Genomic DNA, 23,217 nt, shown 5'->3' with positions numbered 1-23,217 from the left:
TCGTCGCTTCGCTCCTCGCAATGACGAATGGCGCAGAGCCGCGACACGTCTCAATCCGTCATCGCCATCGCGCGCAGCGCCTGGCGCTCGCGCGCGGAGAGCTTTTCGGTCTCCGACTTGAGCTGGCCGCAGGCGGCGAGGATGTCGCGGCCGCGCGGCGTGCGCACCGGCGAGGAATAGCCGGCGTTGAAGATGTATTCGGAGAACTTTTCGATCTGCTCCCAATCCGAACATTCGTAGGCGGTGCCCGGCCACGGATTGAACGGGATCAGGTTGATCTTCGCCGGAATGCCCTTGAGCAGCTTCACCAGCAGCTTGGCGTCGTCGAGCGAATCGTTGACGCCCTTGAGCATCACATATTCGAAGGTGATACGCCGCGCGTTCGAGGCGCCGGGATAATCGCGGCAGGCCTGCAGCAATTCCTTGATCGGATATTTGCGGTTCAGCGGCACCAGCTCGTTGCGCAGCTCGTCGCGCACGGCATGCAGCGAGATCGCGAGCATCACCCCGATCTCGTCACCGGTGCGCTGGATATTCGGCACCACGCCCGAGGTCGACAGCGTGATGCGGCGGCGGGATATTCCGATGCCTTCATTGTCGCCGACGATCAACAGCGCATCGCGCACCGCGTCGAAATTGTAGAGCGGCTCGCCCATCCCCATCATCACGATGTTGGTGACGCGCCGCGTGCCGTCCTCGCGGTCGGCCCAGTCGTTCAGACGGTCGCGCGCCACCATCACCTGGCCGACGATCTCGCCGGCGGTGAGGTTGCGCACCAGCCGCTGCGTGCCGGTGTGGCAGAACGAGCAGTTCAGCGTGCAGCCGACCTGTGAGGAAACGCACAGCGTGCCGCGATCGGTCTCGGGAATGTAGACGCACTCGACCTCGTGCGGCCGCTCGACCTTGTCGCCGCTCGGCAGCCGCAGCAGCCATTTGCGCGTGCCGTCATTGGAGATCTGCTCGGCGACCACCTCGGGACGGTCGACGGTAAAATGCTTCTCGAGCTCGGCGCGCATGTCCTTCGAGACATTGGTCATCTCGGCAAAGCTCTTGGCGCCGCGGAAATACATCCAGTTCCAGAGCTGCTGGGTGCGCATCTTGCGCTGCGCGGCCTGCACCCCGATCTCGCCAAGGCGATCGGCGATCTCGGCGCGCGACAGCCCGATCAGCGACGGCTTGGCCGGCGGCACATAGGTCTCAAGCGGAACCTTTTCGACCAGCGCGCTGGCGCCGGACAAGGCATTGGGGGTCACAGTGTCGGTCATGAAACCTCAAATAGGCCTTCCAGCCGGTGCTGGAAAGCCGCCAAAGACCTCAATTTTGGTCCCTCAGAGCCGGTCTTAGCGCCGGCAGTCCTGCCCCAGCCGGTCGAGCGCCTGCGCCAGGCCCTTCAGCGAGAAGCTGTCGATCGTCTCGGTGCCCTTCGCCGAGACGGCTTTTACCGTCAGATCGGCCGATTTGCGCATGGCTTCCACCATCCGCTCCTCCTCGGCCGCATTCTTGATCCAGAGGCCATCGCCCTGGGTGTACATCGCATAGGTCGCGCCGCCGACCTGGAGCGTCGATTCCGAGCCCGGCTTCAAGGTGTAGCCGATCATGATCGAGACTTCGTTGACGACCTTCTCGGCCGGGCGGGTCGAGATGAAGGCATAGGCCGGATCGCGCGGCCGGTTCGGCGGGTTGGTCTTGGACGACGACGGCTTGGCGAGCGCAAAGCACACCTTCTTGCCGTTGGGCGACGCGGTGTAGGCGCCCCAGGTGCCGAATTGGCCGATCAGCGTCGGCTCCGCGCCGCCGGCCGCAGCTGCCGCGGCCGAAGTCGCCGGCTTGGCCGCTTCCTTCGCCGTATCTTTCTTGGGTGCAGCCTGCGCCGGCGCGAGGGAGACGATCCCGCACACGACACAAACAGCCAGTGATGTCAGAATTTGCCGCACGGCCAACTGGTTCCCCCATCATTGTGACTGGAAGATGGCTCGGCGATTCCCCTCCGCCGGCCCGGATGGATAACCGGGAAACGCTTTTTTGGGAAGGCAGTTGACTCCGAACGCGCGCCGGCGACAGCCCCACGCGCGTCCATCGCTTCTCGATTCTTGCTCAGCGCTTGATCAACCCTTGTTCAACCCTTGGCGCGCGCCGCACGCAGGCTCTCCCATTGCGCATCGGTCCATTGCAGCAGGTCCTCGGCACCGGAACTGCGCAAATGCGCGCCGCCGTCCTGCACCACCATCTCGCCGTTGATGTAGCCGGCCTGATCGGAAATCAGGAAGCTCGCGAGATTGGCAAGCTCGGAATGCTCGCCGGCGCGGCCGAGCGGATTGCGCTGCGACCAGGTCTCGCCGCGCGCTTCGGGACGCAACTGTCCGGTCGCACCCGGGGTCGGGAACGCACCCGGCGCGATCGCCACGGTGCGGATGCCTTTCGGGCCCCACTCGACGGCAAGGCTCTTGGTCATCGCCAGCACCGCAGTCTTGGCCATCGACGACGGCACCGTGAAGGCGCGGCCGGTGATGGTCGAGGTCGAGAGGATCGAGAGCACCACGCCCTTGCGCTTGCCTTCGATCCAGCGGCGGCCGGCTGCGAGCGTGCAGTACATCGTGCCATGCAGCGTCGGCGCGAGGATCGCGTCCGCGGCACGGAATGACAAATGTTCGCTCTGCGCAATAAAGGTTGCGGCAGCATTATTGACGAGAACGTCGATCGGCGCCTCCTGCCAGACCTGATCCATCATCGCCTCGACCGCGGCGCCGTCGCGGATATCGCAGCGTGCGGTCGACACCTTGGCACCGAGCTCGCTGCGGAATTTGCCTGCGGTTTCCTCCAGCAGCCCCTCGCGCCGCCCACAGATGATCAGTTCGGCGCCGAGATCGGCGAAGCGGGCGCCCATCGCTGCGCCAAGCCCAGAGCCGCCGCCGGTGATCAGGATGCGCTTTTTCGCTAGCAGGCCTTTTTCAAACATAGTTTGATCCCTCCGCACTGTATTGTCGCTCCGCCGCAAATCCGGCATGAAGCTTGTAGTCCAAGATCTTGCAGCTCTTTCTGCGTCCGAAACTCAGGTGTGTCCATGAAAGCCATCCTCTGCTCGCAATACTGTCAACCCGACGATCTCGTGCTGGCTGACGTGCCCGATCCAGTGGCCGGTCCGGGCGAAGCCGTGATCGCGATCAAGGCGGCGGCGCTGAATTTCTTCGACATCCTGATGATCCAGGGCAAATACCAGATCAAGCCGCCGTTCCCGTTCTCGCCGGCTGCCGAAGTCGCCGGCGTGATCGAAAGCGTCGGCGCCGGCGTCACTGATCTGAAGGTCGGCGACCGTGTCGTTGCTTCATGCGGCCACAACGGCGCGCGCGACAAGATCGCGCTGCCGGCGAATACGATCGTGAAGATTCCCGACAATCTCGATTACGACCGCGCCGCCGGCATCATCATCATCTACGGCACCGCGCTGCATGCACTCGAAGATCGCGCGAGCCCGAAGCCGGGCGAGACGCTCGCTGTCCTTGGCGCCGCCGGCGGCACCGGCCTTGCCGCGTGCGAACTCGGCAAGTTGATGGGTCTGAAGGTGATTGCCTGCGCATCGTCGGACGAGAAGCTCGCATTCGCCAAGCAGCACGGCGCCGAGCTGACGCTGAACTACGCCAAGGAAGATCTTAAAGAAGGCCTGCGCAGGCTGACGAATGGCAAGGGCGCCGACATCGTGTTCGATCCGGTCGGCGGCTCCTATGCCGAAGCCGCGCTGCGCTCGACCGCATGGGAAGGCCGCTTCCTGGTGATCGGCTTTGCCGCCGGCGACATTCCGAAGATTCCGCTCAACCTCGCGCTGCTGAAGGGCTGCGACATCCGTGGCGTGTTCTGGGGCGCGTGGGCGCGGCAGAATCCGGAGAAGAACCGCAAGAACCTCGAGAAGCTCGTGCAGTGGACCGCGGAGGGCAAGATCTCCTCGCATGTCGACCGCACCTTCCCGCTGTCGCAGACATCAGAAGCCCTGAAGGTGCTCGCCGGCCGCAAGGCGATGGGCAAGGTAATTCTGCATCCGGGAAGCTGAGCGGCGCCACGATCACTTGCCTAACCTCCCCTTGAAAAGGGGAGGTCGCTTTGCTCGCCAGAGCAAAGCGGGTGGGGATCTGCTCTCTCCGCTTGCAGCGTCGCCTGTGGCCTAACCCCCATCCCGACCTTCCTCCTTTCAGGGGGAAGGAGACGCTTCATCTAGGTTACGCTATTCCGCATCCTCAGGCACGCCGCGCTTCAGCGCGGCGCGCGCGGCTTCGCGGTGCTCCGGGGTGATGTGGCTTGCCACCATGCGGATCGCGGTTGCGAGCACGGCGGCATCGTCGGTGAAGCCGAGCACCGGCAGCATGTCCGGGATGAAATCGAACGGCAGAATGAAATAGGCGATCGCGCCGAGCAGCGCGGCCTGCACATGGCGCGGCGTCTGCCGGTCGAAGGCGCAGTAATAGGCGGCCAGCAGATCCTCGGCGAAAGGCAGCCGCGCCACCACTTTCTTGAACTTGATCCAGAAGCGGCGGCGCACGCTTTCCGGGTCCTGCGCCAGCCGGTCGGCAGGCCCGAACCCCACGCCGGTGTCGGTCGATGGCATAGCCAGGTTCCCTTTGGCGCCGCGCGACGGATCGGCGGCGGACGATGCGAATCTGGGGATGTCGGCCAACCGGCGCAAGGTTGCGCGCAGCCGGATCAGTTGACTCCGAACTGCCTCGCGATCGCGTTCATGGCCTTGGCGAGGTCGATATCGCGCTTGGTCACCCCGCCGACATCGTGGGTCGCCAGCACGACCTCGACCGTCTTGTAGACGTTCTTCCATTCGGGGTGATGGTCGCTCTTCTCGGCGACCAAAGCGGCGCGCGCCATGAAGCCGAAGGCCTCGTTGAAGTCCTTGAACACGAAGGTCTTTGCGATCGCCTCGCGTCCGGCCAGTTCCGACCAGCCGGCCAGTTCCCAAAGCGCGGCCTTCTTTGCTTCCGCTGACAGCCTTTCGACCATGGCAACCCTCCTGTTTGACGCCGACTCTAGCCTAACCATCGGCCTCCGGGTGGGATCCATGCCGAAAATAAGGCCGAAATAGCGTCCTATCGCCGCTGGTAACCATGACGGAGATGTAACATCTGTGGCTCCAGGAATTTGCTACAAACACAGAATGCGTGCGCGTTGGTAATTTTGCGAGATTGAGCCCCGACGATTGTTTGCGAGATCGATGACCGACGGCCCCGCCAGCATATCGCCCAAGCCGCTGCGCTCTGCAAAGCGACGGCTGGTGTTCGTCTTGATCGCGGGCGCGCTCGCCATCGTCGGCGCGATGGCCGCCGGTTATTATTTCGCGGTGCGTCCGGTGACGCTGCGGATCGCAGTCGGCCCCGCAAGCAGCGATGACCTCAAGGTCGTGCAGGCGCTGGCGCAGGCCTTCAACAACCAGCAGCACACCCAGGTCAAGCTGCGCCCGGTGCAGACCGACGGCGCCACCGCCAGCGCGCAGACGCTGGCCGACGGCAAGGCCGACCTCGCCATCATCCGCGGCGACCTCGAGGTGCCGAAGAATGCGCAGGCGGTCGCGGTCCTGCGCAAGAACGTCGTGGTGATGTGGGTGCCGCCCGCAGCCAAGGGCAAGGGCCGCAAGGCTGCAAGGATCACCAAGATCGCGCAGCTTGCCGGCCGCAAGATCGGCGTCGTCGGCCGCACGCCGGCCAACGTCAATCTGCTGAAGCTGATCCTGCAGCAATACGGCGTCGACCCGATGAAGGTCGAGATCGTGCAATTCCCGGCCAATGAAGCAGTCGAGGCCACCAAGAATCTCAAGGCCGATGCCTATCTCGCCGTCGGTCCGGCCAACAGCAAGCTCACGATCGATGCGATCACGGCGTCGACCAAAGACGGCGGCGAGCCCACCTTCCTGCCGATCGACGCATCCGAAGCGATTGCGCAAAACCATCCGGCCTATGAGGCCGCGGAAATTCCCGCGGGCTCGCTCGGCTCGGCCGACCGGCCGGAGGACGAGGTAAAGACGATCAGCTTCTCGCACCATATCGTCGCGCGAAAGGGCCTGTCGGACGCGACGGTCGCGGCATTCACCCGGCAATTGTTCGCGATCCGCCAATCGCTCAAGAACGATTTCCCGCTCGCCGCCAAGATCGAGACGCCCGACACCGACAAGGACGCCACCATCCCGGTGCATCCCGGCGCGGCCGCCTTCGTCGACGGCGAAGAGAAAACCTTCCTCGACCGCTACAGCGATTACATCTGGTGGAGCCTGATGGCGTTCTCGGCGATGGGCTCGGCCGGCGCATGGTTCGCCGGCTATCTCAAGCAGGACGAGCGCAACACCAACACCTCGCAGCGCGAGCGCCTGCTGGAGATGCTGAAGGCCGCGCGGCAAAGCGATTCGACCGATGAGCTCGACCAGTTGCAGGCGGAAGCCGACGACATCCTGCGCCACACGCTCGACTGTTTCGAGCACGGCGCAATCGAAGAAGGCACGCTGACCGCGTTCAACATCGCGCTCGAGCAGTTCCACAACGCGGTAGCCGACCGCAAGGCGCTGCTGATGAGCATGCCGCAGAATTTGCAGCGCACTGCGAGCCAGTTCAGGGCGGCGGGCACGGCGTAGGGCTTACTCTCCCATCTCTCCACGAGCTCTCCTTCGCCTCTCCCGCTTGCGGGGGAGGCCGCATTGCATCGCAGATGCAATGCGGGTGGGGGCTCTCTCCGCGATACGACTCGTGGAGAGAGCCCCCACCCCACCCTCCCCCGCAAGCGCGAGAGGGAGCCTTACAGACGTGCTCACCTCACGCAGTGTACCTCCTTCCCTGTAATCTCTCCGTCATGGAATTTTTCTAGGTCTGTGCTCGCCCGCGGCGCACTGTCGCTGTGACCTGAGGAGGCTCCCCATGACGATCCGGTTCTCGCGAAATCTGACCCGCCGACGTTTTCTCTCCACGGCTGCTGCGGCCGGCGCCGGCGTGATCGCGATGCCTTATCTGTCGCGCGCGGCCGACCGCCCGGTGACCACCCATGGCGTGCAATCCGGCGATGTCGGCGTCGACGGCGGCGTGGTGTGGGCGCGCGCGGACCGTCCCTCGCAGATGATGGTCGAGGTCGCGACATCAGATTCGTTCAAGAATGCCCGCGCGCTGCCGCCGATCACGGCGTTGCCGGAGAGCGACTTCACCGCAAAGATGCTGCTGGAGAACCTGCCCTCGGGCCAGGACATCTTCTATCGCGTCCGCTTCCGCGATCTCGCCCATATCGACATTGTCGGCGAGCCCGTGGTCGGCCGCTTCCGCACCGCGCCGAGCGACCGCCGCGACGTCTCCTTCGTGTGGGGCGGCGATGTCGCCGGCCAGGGCTGGGGCATCAATCCCGACGACGGCGGCATGATCACCTTCGCCGCGATGAAGAAGCACGCCCCGGATTTCTTCCTGCATTCCGGCGACACCATCTATGCCGACGGCGTCATCACCGCCGAGCAGAAGCAGCCCGACGGCAAGATCTGGAAGAACATCACGATCCCGGAGAAGGCCAAGGTCGCCGAGACGCTCGACGAATACCGCGCCGCGCACAAATACAATTTCCTCGACGCGAACCTGCGCGCCTTCAATGCCGAGGTGCCGATCTTCGTGCAGTGGGATGATCACGAGGTGACCAACAACTGGTCGCTGTCGAAGCAGCTGCCGGCGGCCTACAAGGAGCGCGACATCAACGTGCTCGCGGCGCGCGCGGCAAAAGCCTTCCACGAGATGTATCCGATGCGCGAGAGCATCGTAGAGCCGGGCCGGGTCTATCGCACGCTGAGCTACGGCCCGCATCTCGACGTGTTTATGCTCGACGAGCGCAGCTATCGCGGCCCCAACGGTCCGAACCTGCAGGAGACCTATGGCCCGGACGCCTATTTCATCGGGCCGGACCAGATGGCCTGGCTGAAGCGCGCGCTGCTCAACTCACGCGCCACCTGGAAGGTGATCGCCTCCGACATGCCGCTGTCGCTGGTCGTCTATGACGATGCCGCCAACAAGAAGGGCTCGGAAGCGTTCGCGCAGGGCGACGGCCCGGCGCGCGGCCGCGAACTCGAGATCGCCGACATCCTGCGCTTCATCAAGACCGCCGGCATCGCCAACACGGTGTGGCTGACTGCCGACGTGCACTATGCGGCTGCGCACTATTACAATCCGAACAAGGCCCAGTTCCAGGAGTTCGATCCATTCTGGGAATTCGTCTCCGGCCCGCTGCATGCCGGCACGTTCGGTCCGAACGAACTCGACAACACGTTTGGTCCCGAGGTGAAGTTCGTCAAGGCGCCAGGCGAAGCCAACCAGAACCTGCCGCCCTCGGCCGGCATGCAGTTCTTCGGCCACGTCAAGATCGACGGCAAGAGCGGGCAGATGACGGTGAGCCTGCGCGACCGCGTCGACGCCGAGCTGTGGGCGATCACGCTCGATCCGAAGCCGGTGTAATCAGGTCGCAGCCGCCACGGAACCCGCCGTCCTGTCCTGCAGCCCTTGCCTCAAGGCAGGGGCTGCAAGATTGACGGGGGATGGACGTCACCGGCCTCTTCCGGTACCTCTATCAGAGCCGTTATGCTGGGGGCCCGGAGGGGCGGAGCATGAGGCGCTGCGAATTGATTCGCGTGCTCGGTGGCATCGTCGTGGGGCTTCGGCCGCACCGCTTGCTTGTCGTCGCGATCGCCGTGTTCGCGCTGCTGCCGATCGAGGTCAGCGATGCCGGCTGGCTGCCTGATCTCTTCACGAGCTCATCGAAGCATCCCAAAGCGCCAAAGCGCGCGAAATCGGCAAAGCCGGCCAGATTGGCAAGGTACCGCGCGCCATCAAAGCAACGCGCCACGCGGCTCGCCGCCCTCGGGCCGGTCGCCCTGCCGCCTCCCGCTTCCAAGCCGGCCGCAGCCAAATGCGATCCCTCGACATTGCGGATCGTTCTCGATGTCGGACATACCGCTGAATCGGAGGGCGCGATCAGCGCGCGCAATGTCGCCGAGTTCACCTTCAACCTGCGCCTTGCGCGGCTGATCGAGGAGAAGTTGAAGGCCGACGGCTTTGCCGAAACCAGGCTGCTGCTGACCGAAGGCAAAGCGAGGCCCAGCCTCTTCAAGCGGGTCGCCGCCGCCAACAATCTGCACGCGGATCTCCTGCTGTCGATCCATCATGATTCCGTGCCCAACAAGATGCTGGAGGACTGGGAATTCGAGGGAAAGAAGCGCCATTTCAGCGACCGCTTCAGCGGCTACTCGGTGTTCGTCTCCCGCAACAATCCGGACTTCAAGACCAGCCTGCTGTTCGCCGAGCTGGTCGCCAGGGAAATGAAGGCAGAGGGGCTGCAATATGCCGAGCAATACAGCCAGCCCATCATGGGCCACGACCAGCATCCCCTGCTGAACAAGGACACCGGCGTCTACAGCTACGACAAGCTCATCGTGCTGCGAAGGACCGCGATGCCCGCTGTCCTGCTGGAGGCGGGCTCGATCATCAACCGGGACGAAGAACTCAAGATGGACTCGCCCGAGCGCCGCAACGCGATCAGCAGCGGCGTCGCTTCCGCCGTCAAGGAATTCTGCGAGCCGCGGTGGGCGCTCCTCGGCCCGCTCTGACCGCCAAGCGATCGGCACTTCCCGGCTCAGCCCGGTTTGCCGGCCTTGATCTCCGCGAATTTGGCAAGCGCCTGTTCGAACTTGGGGCTGAAGAGCCACATCGCATCGAGGATTTCGCGGAAGCTCGCGGATGTCCTTGCCCGGTCGGCGCGACCGAAAGCGAAGACGCTGTTGTTTCGCAGATATCCCATGATCCTGGGCTCGGAAATTCTGTAATTGACGAGGTCGCCTGACTTCAGCGCGGACCTGGTCGGGCTGGGAATGATCTGGATGAGCTCGAAGAGCTTCATTTGATCGATCGGATTGGGCAGCGCCTTTGCGATCGCCGGGACCTGCGAGAAAATCTCCGCGTGCTCGTTCATGAGCGCATCGCGCACCGCGGTCCAGTGGTTGAACCGGTGATCGAGATTGCCGACACGCGCTTCTTCCATGTCGTCGCGACGGCTGAGCGCAGGATCGAGGGCGGCGATCGATTGCTTGATGGCGGCCCACTTCTTTCGACCGTTGCGATCTTCGGAAGGGCCGGTCTGCAGGCTGCCCTTGTAGGTGTTCGACCGCGCATTTCCGGCATTTTGCTTGCCGCTTGTCTCGGCAAAGAACAGGCCGAGACTGATCCGGCCGGCGACCGCGGCGTCAGCGGCATCCAGACCCCTGGCGCGCGCGATCACCGTCGCCAGCTCGACCACGTCCCTGAATGGCGTCTCGGAGCGTTGCGCGTTCGCGGGCGGCGCCTCCATCACGTCGAAGAGCTTCCTGTACTCATCGAGCAGCGGTTCATTGTCGGCGTCGAAATAGGCCGGCGGGATTCCGAATCTGTTGGGTCTTCCGATCCTGGACGGAAGCGCATCGGTGAGATCCTTGTAGGCGCTCATCATCTCGACACGGGCAAGGTAGAGGGCCTGGCCCGGCAAATCGGGCAGCGGCTGACGGGAATCGATCTGCGCGCGGCGCTGGCGCAGGATCGAGAGGAAGTTCTTCAGGGCATTGTCGTAAGTCTTGAGCGCGGCCGATTGCTCGCTCGTGAGCGCGGCTGGCTCGGCGAGGGCCGGCGACACGAAACCGGCGACGACGGCCGAGGCCAGCGACGACAACGCCGCACCGGCCATCGGATGCGTCGCAACCGGCGCGAGGAGCAGCCCGAGAGAGAGCGCCGCTGCGGGCGCAGCGGCGGATGTCCTGATCGCCATGAGGACTTCCCGATGCCTGTACGTCGCCGAATCCGATAAGCCGGATGGTAGACGACGAACGCACCGGCTGCGAGGCCGAAGCCCGGCAATCGGTCAGTGTCCGTTTCTCAGCGCGGCCTCGAGCGCTTCGCTCGAGCACGGCTTGGTCAGCCGCGGCTTGCCGGCGAGCGATTCCGGCAGCCTGATCTCAGCGCCATAGCCCGTGACGAACGCGAAAGGCACCTTCAGCACATCCAGCCGCTCGGCGATCACGAAGGTCTTCTCGCCCCTGACGAGGCCGACGTCGAGCAGCGCAAAATCCGGTGCGCGCTCGGCGATCAATTCGAGCGCGCGGGCGACGTTCGCAGCGGTGCGCACCGTCCGGGCGCCGAAGCCCAGGATGGTGTCCTCGAAATAGAGCGAGATGATCGGATCGTCCTCGACCACGAGAACGTCACCGGGCATTCCGGCATTGGGGGCGGATTCCATGGCTCGGTGTCCATTGCTTCGATGATGGATGACAGACCGGATCAGTCCGGCCGGATGGCCCGCGACCGGCGCCCAGAAGCACGCCGGCGGTTCCCGAGATGAAACTCATCACATCGCAAGCGGGCGCGTCTGTTCACTAGTGAACATAGATCCCGGAACTCTTTCAGTATGGTCCGCGTTGGGCTTTCAGGATTTTCCAAATGATTGCGAAACGGACCGATTTGGCCGGGACGAATGACCGGCCGTTCAACAATCTCTTGCGCCGGCTGAACGCCGCCGATTACGAGCTGATCGCGCCGCATCTTGCGGTGGTCGAGGCCGCGGCCGGCGATTTGCTCTACAATCCCGGCGACGATGTCCAGATCGTGCACTTCCCATGCGGACCGAGTCTTGCGTCCTACATGGTGGCCAACGAGGACGGCCGCGATGTCGAGACCATCCTGATCGGCCGCGAGGGCGCGGTCGGCGGCATCGTCAGCCAGGGATTCCTGCCGGCCTATACCCGCATCACCGTCAAGTTCGGCGGGCCGTTCGTGCGGCTGCCGATCAGCAAGCTCGACGCCGCCAAGCTGAAGTCGATCTCGGTGCGCAACATCTTCGCGCGTTATGCCGACTGCATGCTGGCGCAGATCTTCCAGTCGACCGCCTGCAATGCGATCCACTCGATCGAGCAGCGCGCGGCGAAATGGATCATTTCGGCGATCGAGCGCACCAATGGCAACGGCGTGGTGCCGCTGACGCATGAGCAGCTCTCGACCTTGCTCGGCGTCGGCCGCAGCTATACCAGCCGGGTGATCCAGAACTTCAAGGCGGAAGGCGTGCTGGACACGCGTCGCGGTGCGATCGTGATCCGCGACCCCGACAAGCTCAAGCTGCGCTCCTGCCTGTGCAACGACGCAGTGAAGGATCACTTCGAGGAAGTGCTGCGCGGGGTGTATCCGAGCGAGGACAACCCGGCGAACTAGGCAGGCCCCGCTCTTTGCGGGGAGAGGTCGGATTGCATCGTCAGATGCAATCCGGGTGAGGGGCAAGGCACACTACTCAACAAGCCCCGAGGTGCTCACCGGATAGAAGCCCCTCACCCCAACCCTCTCCCCGTAAGAACGGGGCGAGGGAGGGCAGCTAGCGCAGACCGCGAAAATCACGCTACACACGCCCCCGCCGACAGAGCCCCCTTACAAATATGCCCCCCACCGTCGCCACCGCCAAATGGCTGCGCGACCCCCTTCATGCTGATCGCAGGAATGATCTTGCTGATCCCGGGTGTCCTGTGTGCCATCATCAGCACCAAGATAGGGGCGGGCCCCGGCGGACGACCCATCACCGTACTCGCCGCGCTGGTGGCGCTTGCGGGGCTTGGACTGATGGTATTGGCGGTTGCGCGGAAGTAACCCCCGATTGGGCCGAAAAGCCCGTCAAAAGCCGCCACCGGAACCAAAATCAGCCACCCAAACCGCCAATAAACCGTTGTTTTTTGGCGTTTTCTGACTATATTGCGCCGCAACGCGCAAGGTGCCCGGTCCTCTGACCGGGCTTCCTTTTTGGGGTGATGCGTCCCCGTCAAATTTCTTGGGTATGAGCGTGATCCGGGCCCGGTGGGCCACGTGAGCGAGCGGCCGGCCAAACTGGTTCGGCGAGATCGCGCATCTGACCATTGCACGACCAGAAGAAGAGCCATGAACCTTCGCAACGTCGCCATCATCGCCCACGTCGACCACGGCAAGACCACCCTCGTCGACCGCCTGCTGCAGCAATCCGGCACCTTCCGTGAGAACCAGAAGGTCACCGAACGCGCCATGGACTCCAACGACCTGGAGCGCGAGCGCGGCATCACCATCCTGGCCAAGGCGGCCTCGGTGCAGTGGAAGGACATCCGCGTCAACATCGTCGACACCCCCGGCCACGCCGATTTCGGCGGCGAGGTCGAGCGCATCCTCAACATGGTGGACGGCGCGCTGGTGCTGGTCGACGCCGCCGAGGGTCCGCTGCCGCAGACCAAGTTCGTGGTGTCGAAGGCGCTCAAGATCGGCCTGAAGCCGATCGTCGTGATCAACAAGGTCGACCGCCCCGACGCGCGCCCGACCGAAGTCATCAACGAGGTGTTCGACCTGTTCGCGGCGCTCGATGCCTCTGAAGAGCAGCTCGACTTCCCGATCCTGTACGGGTCGGCCAAGCAGGGCTGGATGGCGGAGAGCCCGGAGGGTCCGAAGGACCTCGGCATGCAGCCGCTGTTCGACCTGATCGTGCGCCATGTCGAGCCGCCGAAGGTCGAGGAAGGTCCGTTCCGGATGATCGGCACCATCCTCGAGGCCAACCCCTATCTCGGCCGCATCATCACCGGCCGCATCTCCTCCGGTTCGATCAAGCCGAACCAGCAGGTCAAGGTGCTGTCCGCCGACGGCAAGCTGATCGAGACCGGCCGCCTGACCAAGATCCTCGCCTTCCGCGGCCTCGAGCGCACCCCGCTGGAGGAGGCCGAGGCCGGCGACATCGTCGCGATCGCGGGCCTCACCAAGGGCACCGTCGCCGACACCTTCTGCGATCCCTCGGTGGAGACCCCGCTGCCGGCGCAGCCGATCGATCCGCCGACGGTGTCGATGTCGTTCATCGTAAACAACTCGCCGCTGGCCGGCACTGAAGGCGACAAGGTGACCTCGCGCATGATCCGCGACCGCCTGATGCGCGAGGCCGAGGGCAACGTCGCGCTGCGCGTCGTCGAGGCCGCCGACAAGGATTCGATGGAAGTCTCGGGCCGCGGTGAATTGCAGCTTGCGATCCTGATCGAGACCATGCGCCGCGAGGGCTTTGAGCTCTCGGTGTCGCGCCCGCGCGTCGTGCTGCAGAAGGACGAGGCCACCGGCGCCTGGCAGGAGCCGATCGAGGAGGTCGTGATCGACGTCGACGAGGAGCATTCCGGCGTCGTCGTGCAGAAGATGAGCGAGCGCAAGGCCGAGATGATCGAGATGCGCCCGTCCGGCGGCAACCGCCTGCGGCTGGTATTCTACGCGCCGACCCGCGGCCTGATCGGCTACCAGGGCGAACTGCTCACCGACACCCGCGGCACCGCGATCATGAACCGCATCTTCCACGGCTATGCCGCCTACAAGGGCGAGATCCAGGGCCGCCGCAACGGCGTGCTGATCTCCAACGACCAGGGCGAAGCGGTGGCCTATGCGATGTTCAAGCTGGAAGACCGCGGCCCGATGATGATCGAGCCGGGCTGGAAGGTCTACAAGGGCATGATCGTCGGCGAGCACACCCGCGACAACGACCTCGAGATCAACGTGCTGAAGGGCAAGCAGCTCACTAACATCCGCACCACCTCGAAGGACGAGGCCGTGCGCCTGACGCCGCCGATCCGGATGACCCTGGAAAAGGCGCTCGCCTATATCGAGGACGACGAGCTCGTCGAGGTGACGCCGAAGTCGATCCGGCTGCGCAAGAAGCATCTCGATCCGAACGACCGCAAGCGCGCCGAAAAGGCCAAAGAGGCGGTGGCGTAAGCCTCATCTGTCATGCCCCGGCTTGACCGGGGCATCCAGTACGCCGCGGCCTATCGGCTCTATCATCGCCGTCTCTGGAATACTGGATCATCCGCATGCGCGGGTGATAACAGTCATGCGCGTGGCGGCTTCAGACCCGGCGGCGAACGTGCTAGAGCCGGGCTATGGGTTCCCTCCCCTCCACGATCGATGTCGCCATCATTGGCGCCGGCGCTGCGGGCCTCGGCGCCGCGCACGCGCTGAAGGGCAGCGGCCTTTCCAGCATCGTTCTGGAAGCCCGCGACCGTCTCGGCGGCCGCGCCCATACGATCCAGGCCGCGCCTGACGTGGTGTTCGACGTCGGCTGCGGCTGGCTGCACTCGGCCGACCAGAACAGCTTTGTCGGCATCGCCGAGCAGCTTGGCTTCGAGCTCAACAAGGACCTGCCGCCGTGGCGCGAGCGCGCCTATGGCAAGGTATTCCCGCAGGCCGACCGCGACGCGTTCATGCTTGCGCTCGACCAGTTCTACGACCGCATCGAGCAGGCCGCGCGCGGCGGCAAGGACGCATCCGCCGATCGCTATCTCGAGCCCGGCAACCGCTGGAACCCGATGATCGATGCGATCTCGACCTATGTGAACGGCTGCGAGCTCGACCAGCTCTCGATCCTCGACTTCGACGCCTATGAGGACAGCAACGTCAACTGGCGGGTCAAGCGCGGCTATGGCGCGCTGGTCGCGGCTTATGGCGAGCCAGTATCGGTCGCGCTGAACTGCGAGGTCCGGCTGATCGATCACTCCGGCAAGCGCCTGCGCATCGAGACATCGCGCGGCGTGCTTGAGGCGGACAAGGTGATCGTCACCGTGCCGACCAATCTGATCGCCGACGAGGCGATCCGGTTTTCGCCGGCGCTGCCGGGCAAGCTCGATGCCGCGCGCGGCCTGCCGCTCGGCCTCGCCGACAAGGTGACGCTGGCGCTCGCCGAGCCCGAGGCGCTGCCCAAGGAGGGCAATCTGCGCGGCGCCACCATGCGCACCGAGATGGGCACCTATCACATCCGCCCATTCGGCCAGCCCTGCATCGAGGGCTTCTTCGGCGGCCGTTTTGCGCGAGAGCTCGAAGACGCCGGCGACGGCGCCATCGCCGCCCACAGCATCGACGAGATCGTCTCCTTCCTCGGCAATGATTTCCGCCGCAAGCTCAAGCCGCTCAGCGAATCCCGCTGGGCCCGCGACCCGCTCGCCCGCGGCTCCTACTCGCACGCGCTGCCCGGCCACGCCGACAAGCGCGCCGTGCTGGCCGCCCCGGTCGACGGCCGGCTGTTCTTCGCCGGAGAGGCCACCTCGCCGCACTTTTTCTCGACGGCGCATGGCGCGCGGGACAGCGGGGAGAGGGCGGCGAAGGAAGTGGTGGCGGCTTTGCCGCGCAAATAGTGACACCGTCATTGCGGGGAGCGACAGCGACGAAGCAATCCATGCCGCCACAAGCGGGGAGATGGATTGCTTCGCGGAGCCTGTCATCCGGCGGCGCTCCGCGCCGACCGGGTGGCTCGCAATGACGGTTGCTACTCCAGCACCCTCCCTCGAAGGTCGGCATCCGGCACGAAACACGTCTCGTACTTCCCGAAAATCTTGTAACGGTTGCGGGCGATGAGGCTGTAGACCGCATCGCGCAACGGCTTGGGTACTGCGAACAGTGCGCGGGTCCAGCGCCAGCCGGGGAGATGGCTCAGCACCGTCAGTGCTGCGTCTGATTTCATCCAGGCGATGCCGTCATGAACCACGGCGTTGGTGTCGGGGTCATCAGGGTCGATGCCAAAAGTCTTTGCCAGCCGCGTGCCGTAGCCGGACTGGATCGGCGTGAAGCGGAAGCGGCGCGCGGTGTCGCGCGCGATGACGAACCGCACCCAGCGCGAGCAGAAGATGCAGACACCGTCGTAGAGGATCACATCGTCATCCGGCCACTTGCTCATCGGTTATCCAACATCAGCAACGCGACCAGCATCAGCACGATCGCAGGCCCAGTCTTCACGAGCGCGCCAAGCGGCTCGATCCAGAGATCTGGTGTCAGGATCGCCGATCCGGCCATGTAGCCGAGCGAAGCGACGACGCCCGCAACAAGACCGAACGCCGCGGTACGGCGGAAGGCGATCAGCACGCCGATGCTGATGTCCATCAGGCTGGTCAGCACTGTCATCGGCCCGACCAGGGCAGGCGGGAAATGGTGCGCGCTCAGGATGCCGGCTGCCGCGTCATAGGAGATGACCAGCGCGATGAAGCCGGACGCGACCCAGAACAGCACGAGGCTTGCGAAGATCAGCGCCTTGATCAGGAACAGCCGGGCAAACCATTTGTCCTGGATGGTCGCCGGGCGGCTGCCGACCACCTGCGCGATCGTCTTCGGCACGATGCCGGTCGCTGCCATCCAGGCAGAGGGATCGCCGGTGACGCCGCGGCGCAATTCGGCGATCGCATTGGACCGCAACGGCGGCATCCAGCCGAGGCGGCTTGTCAGATCGCCGAGGCGGGCGCCGAGATCGATCAGGAACGGCGGCGTCGGAAGGCGGACATGTTTCGCCGTGCCGAACGACCAGCGAAACTGGGCGATGACGCCGCCAAGCGAGATGGGTTGCGGCTGCATCAAATCCCATGTCACCGATCGCACCGCTTCATCGGCGACGTCGCGCGAAGCGAGCCAGGCGATGGTCGCGGCGATATCCTCGACCGTAACCGGCTGGAACGGTGTCGCGGCCTCGTCGGCCGGCAGATCGACCGGCAGCGCCGCCAGCGCGCGCAGCATGGCGCTGCCGCCATAGGCCGAAGGCGCGACGACAAAACCCGGCCGCAGGATCGCGTGCGCGATCCCGGACGCCGCGATCAGCCGTTCGGCCTCGCGCTTGGTGGTGCTGAAGGCCGTGCGATCCTCATCGGCCTTGCCCGGAATCGAGATGTGGACGAGACGGATGGCACGGTGGCCGTCGCTGATCGCCGCCAAAAGCCGCGCCACGAAGTCGCGATGCACCGCGCGGGTATCGCTGCCCGGACCATCCTGCAGCACGCCGAGGCAATTGACGACGATGTCCGCATCGTGGGTGCGAAGCAACTGCGTCAGTGCCGCCGCATCCATCGACATCACGGGAAGCTCGAGGTCGGCCGCGCTCATCTTTTGCGCCGGCGTGAAATGCCGCGCGACCCCAATCACATGAAAGCCGCGCGCCCTCAGATCGTCGGTGATGGTGCGCCCGATCAATCCCGACGCGCCGAGCACGAGGATGTTGTGTGATGCGTCGTCACTCATGGGGGTCGGATCATGCGCTAAAATGGCTTTGCGATCATCAGCCACAGGATGATCATCACCGATCCGAAGCCGGGAATCCCGAACAGGAACCAGCGGCGAAACAGCGCAAAGTAGCGCGGCGGCAGCGGAAGACCCTTCTCTGCGGCCGCCTGCGCGAGGTTACGCATCTCCATCTGCATGAAGATGACAGGAATCCAGAACACGCCGGCCAGCGCGTAGAGCGCCAGCGAAACCAGCAGCCAGCGATCGGTCAGGCTTGTGGCCGAAAGCATCATCAGCAGTCCGCCGCTCACCGGCTGCAGCAGCACGGCGCTCAGCGTGAAGATCATGTCCGCGATCACGACGGTCGCCGCCGTGCGCGCGATGAAAGCCGCATCGCGCGTGCGATGCGCCGCCAGCATGAAAAAGGCGATGCCGGTCCCGGTGCCGAGGATCACGATGGCGCCCAGCACATGCAGATATTTGATCAGGAAGTAGAGCGTCATCGCAGTCCGCTCATGATCAGGCCGGTCCCGGCGCGCAACAATACCGCCGCTGCCATAGGCCGGGCACGTGCGGAAATCCACTGCGGCGGCGCGGACACAGAACGCGCGATGCATCCAGGTTGCGACTGAATTCGCTCGCAAATTCCGGCGCCGAATCAGGTCCGAACGGCCTTTTCCCGAACTGCGGCATTGTCATCCAGCGCTCGTGATCCACGCTTTGCACAGGCCGGGATCGGCGATTGGCCGCGCAAGCCCGGCGAGTGTCCTCTTTCGGTACAAGTTTTCATGACACTGATGCAAAAAATCCACAGGTTAACCGATAATTAACGATGGACCTTGAAGGCAGCCCTCCGACTTGCTTTGATTAGGTGCATGAGCACAACGCTAATCGAGGTCCGGCCGGCCAAAGCTGCAGACGCAGCCTCGGTGGCGTCTACCCATGACGAAGCCTGGCGCTCGGCGTATCAGGGAATCATCCCCGGCGCCGAACTTGAAAAGCTGATCAATCGTCGTGGCCCGCAGTGGTGGGACAGTGCCATCCGCAAGGGCAGCCGCGTCAGCGTGCTGGTGTTCGGCGACAGGATCGCGGGCTACGCCAATTACGGCCGCAACCGCGCCCGCAGCCTGCATTTCGAAGGCGAGATCTACGAACTCTATCTACGGCCGGAATTCCAGGGCCTCGGCTTCGGCCGTCGCCTGTTCGCCGCGGCCCGCCGCGACCTCCTGCAGAGCGGCCTGAAGAGCATGGTGATCTGGGCGCTCTCCGACAACGAGTCGGCGACCGAGTTTTACCGCGCCTTGGGCGGCCGCATGGTGGCGCGCTCCTCGGAGCGGTTCGGGCCGAAGTCGCTCGACAAGGTCGCTTTCGCCTGGTCCAACTGAAAATCCTGCTTCTCTCGCAGCTGCAGCAAGGCTAAACAGCCTGAGCGTTTGCGCGCGACGGCCAGCCCGGCTCCCAAGGCCGGGCTTGAAGCTGTTTCGCGGCCTGGCGGCGCCAAGCAAAAAATCACATCCTTCTCAACTTCCAAAGGCCACGCGGAGCAATCCATGCGTATCGACGCCATATCGATCGGAAAAAATCCGCCCCACGACGTCAACGTCATCATCGAGGTTGCCGTCGGCGGCGAGCCCATCAAGTACGAAATGGACAAGGAGGCCGGCACACTGGTGGTGGACCGCTTCCTCTACACGCCGATGCGCTATCCCGGCAATTACGGCTTCATCCCGCACACGCTGTCGGGCGACGGCGATCCCTGCGACGTGCTGATCGTCAACACCCGCGCGATCGTGCCGGGCGCCGTGATGAGCGTCCGCGTGGTCGGCGTGCTGCTGATGGAGGACGAGGCCGGCGGAGACGAGAAGATCATCGCGGTGCCGTCGTCGAAGCTGACCCAGCGCTACGACAAGGTGCACAACTACAGCGACCTGCCCGACATCACGCTGCAGCAGATCCAGCACTTCTTCGAGCACTACAAGGACCTCGAGAAGGGCAAGTGGGTGAAGGTGCTGCGCTGGGGCGACGCCGAAGAAGCCCGCAAGCTGATCCTGGAAGGCATCGAGCGCGCAAAGAAGAAGTAGGCGCGCGGCCTAGACTCACTCGCCCCGCCCTTGCGGGGAGAGGGCTGGGGTGAGGGGCTGCCTCCGCGAGTTGCGAACGTCGAGAGACCTGTACCCCCGGATTGTATCTGACGATGCAATCCGACCTCTCCCCGCAAGCGGGGCGAGGTAAGGAAGAAACTACACCGCGGGCGCCGGCAGGCCGGCAATCGCGCTGGCGGCGCGCAGTGTGTTGACCAAAAGGCACGCCACCGTCATCTGCCCGACGCCGCCAGGCACCGGCGTGATCGCGCCGGCGACGTCGAGCGCTTCCTGGAATGCGACGTCGCCGACCAGCTTCGGCTTGCCGCCCGCAACCGGAATGCGGTTGATGCCGACATCGATCACGGTCGCGCCCGGCTTCAGCCAATCGCCACGCACCATCTCCGGACGGCCGACCGCGGCATAGACCAGATCGGCCTGGGCGCAGAGCTTCGGCAGATCGCGCGAGCGCGAATGCGCGATCGTCACCGTCGCGTTCTCGTTCAGCAGCAATTGCACCAGCGGACGGCCGACCAGATTGGAGCGGCCGATCACGATCGCGTTCATGCCCTCGAGCGAAGGGTGCACGCTCTTGGTCAGGATGATGCAGCCGAGCGGCGTACAGGGCGACAGCGCGGCAAGGCCGCCGGCGAGCCGGCCGGCATTGTTCGGATGCAGGCCGTCGACGTCCTTGGCCGGGTCGATCGCATTGATGATGGTCTCGGTGTGCAGCGATTTCGGCAGCGGCAGCTGCACCAGGATGCCATGCACCTTCGGATCACCATTGAGCTGTGCGATCAGCGCCAGCAGATCGGCCTGCGACACGTCCTCCGGCAGCTTGTGCTCGAACGAGGCCATCCCTGCGGCCTGGGTCTGGGTGTGCTTGCTGCGGACATAGACCTCGCTCGCCGGATCATGGCCGACCAGGACGACGGCGAGCCCTGGGGTGAGCGCATGGTCGCGCTTGACGCGGCCGACCTCGTCGGCGACGCGGGCGCGAAGCTCGGCGGCGATGGCTTTTCCGTCGATGATGCGGGCAGTCATGTCAGTCCTTCGTCTCCTGGTTCGGCCCGGCCGCGGTCAACTTCTTCAAGGTGTCGCCAAGCTGCCTCGGGTCACCGTCGACAGCCACCTGCTTCAGCCGCGAGGTGGCGCCGGACAACAGCTTCACCCTGGCCTTGGGCACGCCGAGCGCCTTGGCCAGCAGCTCGGTCACCGCACGGTTGGCCTCGCCGCCCTCGGCAATGGCGCGGACCCGCACCTTCACCACCGAGCGGCCGTTGGCCAGCGTCTCGATCCCGTCGATGTCGTCGCGGCCGCCGCGCGGCGTCACGCGCAAGGCGATGCTGATGCCCCCGGTGGAATAGCGCCAAGGATCCATCGCCAGGGCTCCATCAGCAAGGGTCGATCGCGAAGGATCAGATCACGTAGGGATAGATGTAATAGGCAATCACCCGCTGGATGAACATGATGATCAGGATCACGATGATCGGCGAGATATCGAGCCCGCCCAGATTCGGCATCACGTTGCGAATCGGCCGCAGCACCGGCTCGGTGATCCGGTACAGGAACTCGGCCACCGCGGAGACGAACTGGTTGCGCGTGTTGACCACATTGAAGGCGACCAGCCAGGACAGGATGGCGGAGGCGATCAAGAGCCAGACATAGAGGTCGAGGACGATGATGACGATGTCGAGAACAGCGCGCATATGATGGGGGCTCGCGGGTGGGACGACCAGGTGAAGCGCTACGAGACCGGACTGGGCCGCCAGCGCGCTTCTTGTTTGAGCAGGATCTTTTCAGAAAGCCGCGCCGCACTTCTTGCTGGCGCAGCCCGCCGGGTCCGCATCATGCTCTAAATATCGGTTCATCCCCCCGCAAACAAGGGAAGTTCCCGGCCGGACAGGCCGAAAACCGTTGTTTCAGCGTTCTTGACTTGGCCTTGGGCGGGACTGTAAATGGCGCCCGACTGACGGCCGGGATACTCAGCAATACCCGGCCGCAATGGGGCCATAGCTCAGCTGGGAGAGCGCGTCGTTCGCAATGACGAGGTCGGCGGTTCGATCCCGCCTGGCTCCACCAGCCTTCGCTCGCTTCGCGAGCTTCGGCTCGGCAAGCCCTCTCGTAGCGAAGGCTGCCGCGGCGTAGCCCAAGGGGCGAAGCCGGGCCGCGTCACCATCAGGCCCAATCCCTTCCCCTCACGTCCCCGTAAACCGGGGCGGGCGCTTCTCGACAAAACTCGCGACGCCTTCCCTGAAATCATTGCTCTTCAGCGCGATCTGCATTTCGCGGTTGGCATCGATGGTGGCTTCGGCGAGCGTCTGGAACGGCACGTCGTAGACTTGGCGCTTGATCACCGCGATCGCGCTCGGCGAGACGAAATCGGCGAGGTCGCGGGCATAGGCATAGGTTTCCTCGCGCAGCTTCTCCGGCGAAGAGAGCCGGTTGACGAGGCCGATGCGCAGCGCCTCCGCGGCCGACACGCGCCGCGCCGACATCAACAGATCGAGCGCGTTGGCATGACCGACGATGCGCGGCAGCATCCAGCTGATGCCGTGCTCGGCGATCAGGCCGCGCCGCGCGAAGGCGGTGGTGAACACCGCGCTGTCGGCCGCGAAGCGCAGGTCGCAATAGAGCGCGTGGACCAGGCCGATGCCGGCCGTGGCGCCGTTGAGCATCGCGATCACGGGCTTCTTGATGGCGGGGTAATAGGCGTAGCGCGTCTGCCAGTCGGCGCGGCGGTTCATGTCGAATGCAACGCCTTCACCGCGCCTGACCTCGTTGGGATCGATCCCCTTCAGCGCTTCCATGTCGGCGCCGGCGCAGAAGCCGCGCCCCGCGCCGGTCAGCACGATGACGCGAACATTGTCGTCATTGGCCGCCGCCTCCATTGCGTGGCGCACGTCGCGCTCCATGATCGCGGTCCACGCATTCATGCGGTCGGGGCGGTTCAGCGTGATGGTCGCGATCCTGTCGCTGACCTCATAGAGGATGTGTTGGTAGCTCACGGCGATCTCCCTGTACGTGTTGTTGCGTTTGTCTTGTTGTTCTGAGTTCGCGCGAGCATGCGGCGCCGCGCGCAGCCGTTGCGAGATTAGCACAGAAGCGAAAATGAA

Annotated in this window: 24 protein-coding genes and 1 tRNA gene; 11 read left to right on the top strand and 14 right to left on the bottom strand. The window is 64.6% G+C overall.

From position 1 onward, the window contains the following. Positions 1–50 precede the first annotated feature (50 nt). From rlmN to ACVW1C_RS20245, 3 genes are all read right to left on the bottom strand, one after another. Complete coding sequence (rlmN, locus tag ACVW1C_RS20255) at positions 51–1,265, bottom strand: 23S rRNA (adenine(2503)-C(2))-methyltransferase RlmN (protein ID WP_456759921.1); 1,215 nt, start codon at positions 1,263–1,265, stop codon at positions 51–53. Between the two features lie 75 nt (positions 1,266–1,340). After that, positions 1,341–1,898: an invasion associated locus B family protein gene (locus tag ACVW1C_RS20250; RefSeq protein ID WP_456763124.1), complete on the bottom strand. Its 558-nt coding sequence runs from the start codon at positions 1,896–1,898 to the stop codon at positions 1,341–1,343. A gap of 218 nt (positions 1,899–2,116) precedes the next feature. Then, positions 2,117–2,956, bottom strand: coding sequence for an SDR family oxidoreductase (locus ACVW1C_RS20245; RefSeq protein ID WP_456759920.1), 840 nt, complete (start codon positions 2,954–2,956; stop codon positions 2,117–2,119). 105 nt (positions 2,957–3,061) lie between these two features. Here ACVW1C_RS20245 and ACVW1C_RS20240 point away from each other — a divergent pair, with 105 nt between their 5' ends. Then, positions 3,062–4,042 (top strand): NADPH:quinone oxidoreductase family protein, encoded by a 981-nt coding sequence (locus tag ACVW1C_RS20240; protein ID WP_456759919.1) that lies wholly within the window; start codon positions 3,062–3,064, stop codon positions 4,040–4,042. 171 nt (positions 4,043–4,213) lie between these two features. Here ACVW1C_RS20240 and ACVW1C_RS20235 read toward each other — a convergent pair whose 3' ends face one another. Both ACVW1C_RS20235 and ACVW1C_RS20230 read right to left on the bottom strand, forming a co-directional pair. Further along, the gene (locus tag ACVW1C_RS20235; protein ID WP_456763123.1) at positions 4,214–4,594 is read right to left on the bottom strand and encodes a YkvA family protein; all 381 of its coding nucleotides are present in this window, start codon (positions 4,592–4,594) and stop codon (positions 4,214–4,216) included. A 95-nt stretch (positions 4,595–4,689) separates the two neighbouring features. Then, a complete protein-coding gene (locus ACVW1C_RS20230; protein ID WP_176534427.1) occupies positions 4,690–4,995 on the bottom strand; it encodes a 4a-hydroxytetrahydrobiopterin dehydratase in 306 nt (101 codons plus the stop codon). A gap of 211 nt (positions 4,996–5,206) precedes the next feature. On the opposite strand from ACVW1C_RS20230, the gene ACVW1C_RS20225 reads away from it, so the two are divergent. The 3 genes from ACVW1C_RS20225 (at position 5,207) to ACVW1C_RS20215 (ending at position 9,604) form a co-directional block, all read left to right on the top strand. Further along, positions 5,207–6,613, top strand: coding sequence for a TAXI family TRAP transporter solute-binding subunit (locus tag ACVW1C_RS20225; protein WP_456759918.1), 1,407 nt, complete (start codon positions 5,207–5,209; stop codon positions 6,611–6,613). A 280-nt stretch (positions 6,614–6,893) separates the two neighbouring features. Beyond that, on the top strand, positions 6,894–8,456 hold the full coding sequence (locus tag ACVW1C_RS20220; protein ID WP_456759917.1) for an alkaline phosphatase D family protein: 1,563 nt from the start codon (positions 6,894–6,896) through the stop codon (positions 8,454–8,456). 149 nt (positions 8,457–8,605) lie between these two features. After that, positions 8,606–9,604, top strand: a complete 999-nt coding sequence (locus ACVW1C_RS20215) for an N-acetylmuramoyl-L-alanine amidase family protein (protein ID WP_456759916.1) — start codon at positions 8,606–8,608, stop codon at positions 9,602–9,604. A gap of 26 nt (positions 9,605–9,630) precedes the next feature. Here the strand turns inward: ACVW1C_RS20215 and ACVW1C_RS20210 are convergent, their stop codons facing one another. Next, positions 9,631–10,791 carry a hypothetical protein gene (locus ACVW1C_RS20210; protein ID WP_456759915.1) on the bottom strand — a complete coding sequence of 387 codons (1,161 nt, stop codon included), beginning with the start codon at positions 10,789–10,791 and terminating at the stop codon, positions 9,631–9,633. Positions 10,792–10,884: 93 nt separating this feature from the next. Beyond that, positions 10,885–11,259 (bottom strand): response regulator, encoded by a 375-nt coding sequence (locus ACVW1C_RS20205; RefSeq protein ID WP_456759914.1) that lies wholly within the window; start codon positions 11,257–11,259, stop codon positions 10,885–10,887. 200 nt (positions 11,260–11,459) lie between these two features. Here ACVW1C_RS20205 and ACVW1C_RS20200 point away from each other — a divergent pair, with 200 nt between their 5' ends. The 4 genes from ACVW1C_RS20200 (at position 11,460) to ACVW1C_RS20185 (ending at position 16,174) form a co-directional block, all read left to right on the top strand. Then, positions 11,460–12,224 carry a Crp/Fnr family transcriptional regulator gene (locus tag ACVW1C_RS20200; RefSeq protein ID WP_456759913.1) on the top strand — a complete coding sequence of 255 codons (765 nt, stop codon included), beginning with the start codon at positions 11,460–11,462 and terminating at the stop codon, positions 12,222–12,224. Positions 12,225–12,488: 264 nt separating this feature from the next. Further along, positions 12,489–12,650 carry a hypothetical protein gene (locus tag ACVW1C_RS20195; protein ID WP_456759912.1) on the top strand — a complete coding sequence of 54 codons (162 nt, stop codon included), beginning with the start codon at positions 12,489–12,491 and terminating at the stop codon, positions 12,648–12,650. Positions 12,651–12,935: 285 nt separating this feature from the next. Continuing rightward, on the top strand, positions 12,936–14,762 hold the full coding sequence (gene typA, locus ACVW1C_RS20190; RefSeq protein WP_050400796.1) for a translational GTPase TypA: 1,827 nt from the start codon (positions 12,936–12,938) through the stop codon (positions 14,760–14,762). Between the two features lie 164 nt (positions 14,763–14,926). Further along, the gene (locus ACVW1C_RS20185) at positions 14,927–16,174 is read left to right on the top strand and encodes a flavin monoamine oxidase family protein (protein WP_456759911.1); all 1,248 of its coding nucleotides are present in this window, start codon (positions 14,927–14,929) and stop codon (positions 16,172–16,174) included. A gap of 131 nt (positions 16,175–16,305) precedes the next feature. On the opposite strand, the gene ACVW1C_RS20180 is transcribed toward ACVW1C_RS20185, so the two are convergent. Genes ACVW1C_RS20180 through ACVW1C_RS20170 form a run of 3 tightly spaced genes read right to left on the bottom strand, consistent with a single transcriptional unit; the run spans position 16,306 to position 18,523 of the window. Beyond that, the gene (locus tag ACVW1C_RS20180) at positions 16,306–16,713 is read right to left on the bottom strand and encodes a thiol-disulfide oxidoreductase DCC family protein (RefSeq protein ID WP_456759910.1); all 408 of its coding nucleotides are present in this window, start codon (positions 16,711–16,713) and stop codon (positions 16,306–16,308) included. Continuing rightward, entirely contained in the window at positions 16,710–18,038 is a 1,329-nt protein-coding gene (locus ACVW1C_RS20175; protein ID WP_456759909.1) for an SDR family oxidoreductase, read from the bottom strand. Before ACVW1C_RS20175 ends, ACVW1C_RS20180 begins: the two co-directional genes overlap by 4 nt. 17 nt (positions 18,039–18,055) lie before the next feature. Beyond that, complete coding sequence (locus ACVW1C_RS20170) at positions 18,056–18,523, bottom strand: DUF2269 family protein (protein ID WP_456759908.1); 468 nt, start codon at positions 18,521–18,523, stop codon at positions 18,056–18,058. Between the two features lie 372 nt (positions 18,524–18,895). Between ACVW1C_RS20170 and ACVW1C_RS20165 the strand changes: the two genes are divergently transcribed. Next, positions 18,896–19,405 (top strand): GNAT family N-acetyltransferase, encoded by a 510-nt coding sequence (locus ACVW1C_RS20165; protein ID WP_173639947.1) that lies wholly within the window; start codon positions 18,896–18,898, stop codon positions 19,403–19,405. A gap of 165 nt (positions 19,406–19,570) precedes the next feature. Beyond that, entirely contained in the window at positions 19,571–20,101 is a 531-nt protein-coding gene (gene ppa / locus ACVW1C_RS20160) for an inorganic diphosphatase (protein ID WP_024583161.1), read from the top strand. Between the two features lie 159 nt (positions 20,102–20,260). Here the strand turns inward: ppa and ACVW1C_RS20155 are convergent, their stop codons facing one another. From ACVW1C_RS20155 to ACVW1C_RS20145, 3 genes are read right to left on the bottom strand one after another with little or no spacing between them, the layout of a single operon-like run. Beyond that, positions 20,261–21,145: a bifunctional methylenetetrahydrofolate dehydrogenase/methenyltetrahydrofolate cyclohydrolase gene (locus ACVW1C_RS20155; protein ID WP_456759907.1), complete on the bottom strand. Its 885-nt coding sequence runs from the start codon at positions 21,143–21,145 to the stop codon at positions 20,261–20,263. Position 21,146: 1 nt separating this feature from the next. Next, the gene (locus ACVW1C_RS20150; RefSeq protein WP_456759906.1) at positions 21,147–21,482 is read right to left on the bottom strand and encodes a DUF167 domain-containing protein; all 336 of its coding nucleotides are present in this window, start codon (positions 21,480–21,482) and stop codon (positions 21,147–21,149) included. Between the two features lie 37 nt (positions 21,483–21,519). Next, positions 21,520–21,810: a YggT family protein gene (locus ACVW1C_RS20145; protein ID WP_456759905.1), complete on the bottom strand. Its 291-nt coding sequence runs from the start codon at positions 21,808–21,810 to the stop codon at positions 21,520–21,522. A 297-nt stretch (positions 21,811–22,107) separates the two neighbouring features. Here ACVW1C_RS20145 and ACVW1C_RS20140 point away from each other — a divergent pair. Further along, positions 22,108–22,183, top strand: a tRNA-Ala gene (locus ACVW1C_RS20140). 116 nt (positions 22,184–22,299) lie between these two features. Here the strand turns inward: ACVW1C_RS20140 and ACVW1C_RS20135 are convergent. Then, entirely contained in the window at positions 22,300–23,109 is an 810-nt protein-coding gene (locus ACVW1C_RS20135) for an enoyl-CoA hydratase (RefSeq protein WP_456759904.1), read from the bottom strand. Positions 23,110–23,217 lie beyond the last annotated feature (108 nt).

The organism is Bradyrhizobium sp. USDA 4011 (assembly GCF_054063415.1).
The sequence above is the reverse complement of the archived record's forward strand: the minus strand, read 5'-3'. Positions and strand labels throughout refer to the sequence as shown.

Excerpts from the sequence above, each read along its gene's own strand:
- rlmN (WP_456759921.1), bottom strand. The coding sequence starts at position 1,265 with ATGACCGACACTGTGACCCCCAATGCCTTGTCCGGCGCCAGCGCGCTG.
- ACVW1C_RS20220 (WP_456759917.1), top strand. The coding sequence starts at position 6,894 with ATGACGATCCGGTTCTCGCGAAATCTGACCCGCCGACGTTTTCTCTCC.
- ACVW1C_RS20245 (WP_456759920.1), bottom strand. The coding sequence starts at position 2,956 with ATGTTTGAAAAAGGCCTGCTAGCGAAAAAGCGCATCCTGATCACCGGC.
- ACVW1C_RS20205 (WP_456759914.1), bottom strand. The coding sequence starts at position 11,259 with ATGGAATCCGCCCCCAATGCCGGAATGCCCGGTGACGTTCTCGTGGTC.
- ACVW1C_RS20165 (WP_173639947.1), top strand. The coding sequence starts at position 18,896 with ATGAGCACAACGCTAATCGAGGTCCGGCCGGCCAAAGCTGCAGACGCA.
- typA (WP_050400796.1), top strand. The coding sequence starts at position 12,936 with ATGAACCTTCGCAACGTCGCCATCATCGCCCACGTCGACCACGGCAAG.
- ACVW1C_RS20180 (WP_456759910.1), bottom strand. The coding sequence starts at position 16,713 with ATGAGCAAGTGGCCGGATGACGATGTGATCCTCTACGACGGTGTCTGC.
- ACVW1C_RS20145 (WP_456759905.1), bottom strand. The coding sequence starts at position 21,810 with ATGCGCGCTGTTCTCGACATCGTCATCATCGTCCTCGACCTCTATGTC.
- ACVW1C_RS20185 (WP_456759911.1), top strand. The coding sequence starts at position 14,927 with ATGGGTTCCCTCCCCTCCACGATCGATGTCGCCATCATTGGCGCCGGC.
- ACVW1C_RS20175 (WP_456759909.1), bottom strand. The coding sequence starts at position 18,038 with ATGAGTGACGACGCATCACACAACATCCTCGTGCTCGGCGCGTCGGGA.
- ACVW1C_RS20230 (WP_176534427.1), bottom strand. The coding sequence starts at position 4,995 with ATGGTCGAAAGGCTGTCAGCGGAAGCAAAGAAGGCCGCGCTTTGGGAA.
- ppa (WP_024583161.1), top strand. The coding sequence starts at position 19,571 with ATGCGTATCGACGCCATATCGATCGGAAAAAATCCGCCCCACGACGTC.
- ACVW1C_RS20155 (WP_456759907.1), bottom strand. The coding sequence starts at position 21,145 with ATGACTGCCCGCATCATCGACGGAAAAGCCATCGCCGCCGAGCTTCGC.
- ACVW1C_RS20200 (WP_456759913.1), top strand. The coding sequence starts at position 11,460 with ATGATTGCGAAACGGACCGATTTGGCCGGGACGAATGACCGGCCGTTC.
- ACVW1C_RS20235 (WP_456763123.1), bottom strand. The coding sequence starts at position 4,594 with ATGCCATCGACCGACACCGGCGTGGGGTTCGGGCCTGCCGACCGGCTG.
- ACVW1C_RS20240 (WP_456759919.1), top strand. The coding sequence starts at position 3,062 with ATGAAAGCCATCCTCTGCTCGCAATACTGTCAACCCGACGATCTCGTG.
- ACVW1C_RS20225 (WP_456759918.1), top strand. The coding sequence starts at position 5,207 with ATGACCGACGGCCCCGCCAGCATATCGCCCAAGCCGCTGCGCTCTGCA.
- ACVW1C_RS20210 (WP_456759915.1), bottom strand. The coding sequence starts at position 10,791 with ATGGCGATCAGGACATCCGCCGCTGCGCCCGCAGCGGCGCTCTCTCTC.
- ACVW1C_RS20170 (WP_456759908.1), bottom strand. The coding sequence starts at position 18,523 with ATGACGCTCTACTTCCTGATCAAATATCTGCATGTGCTGGGCGCCATC.
- ACVW1C_RS20150 (WP_456759906.1), bottom strand. The coding sequence starts at position 21,482 with ATGGATCCTTGGCGCTATTCCACCGGGGGCATCAGCATCGCCTTGCGC.
- ACVW1C_RS20215 (WP_456759916.1), top strand. The coding sequence starts at position 8,606 with ATGAGGCGCTGCGAATTGATTCGCGTGCTCGGTGGCATCGTCGTGGGG.
- ACVW1C_RS20195 (WP_456759912.1), top strand. The coding sequence starts at position 12,489 with ATGCTGATCGCAGGAATGATCTTGCTGATCCCGGGTGTCCTGTGTGCC.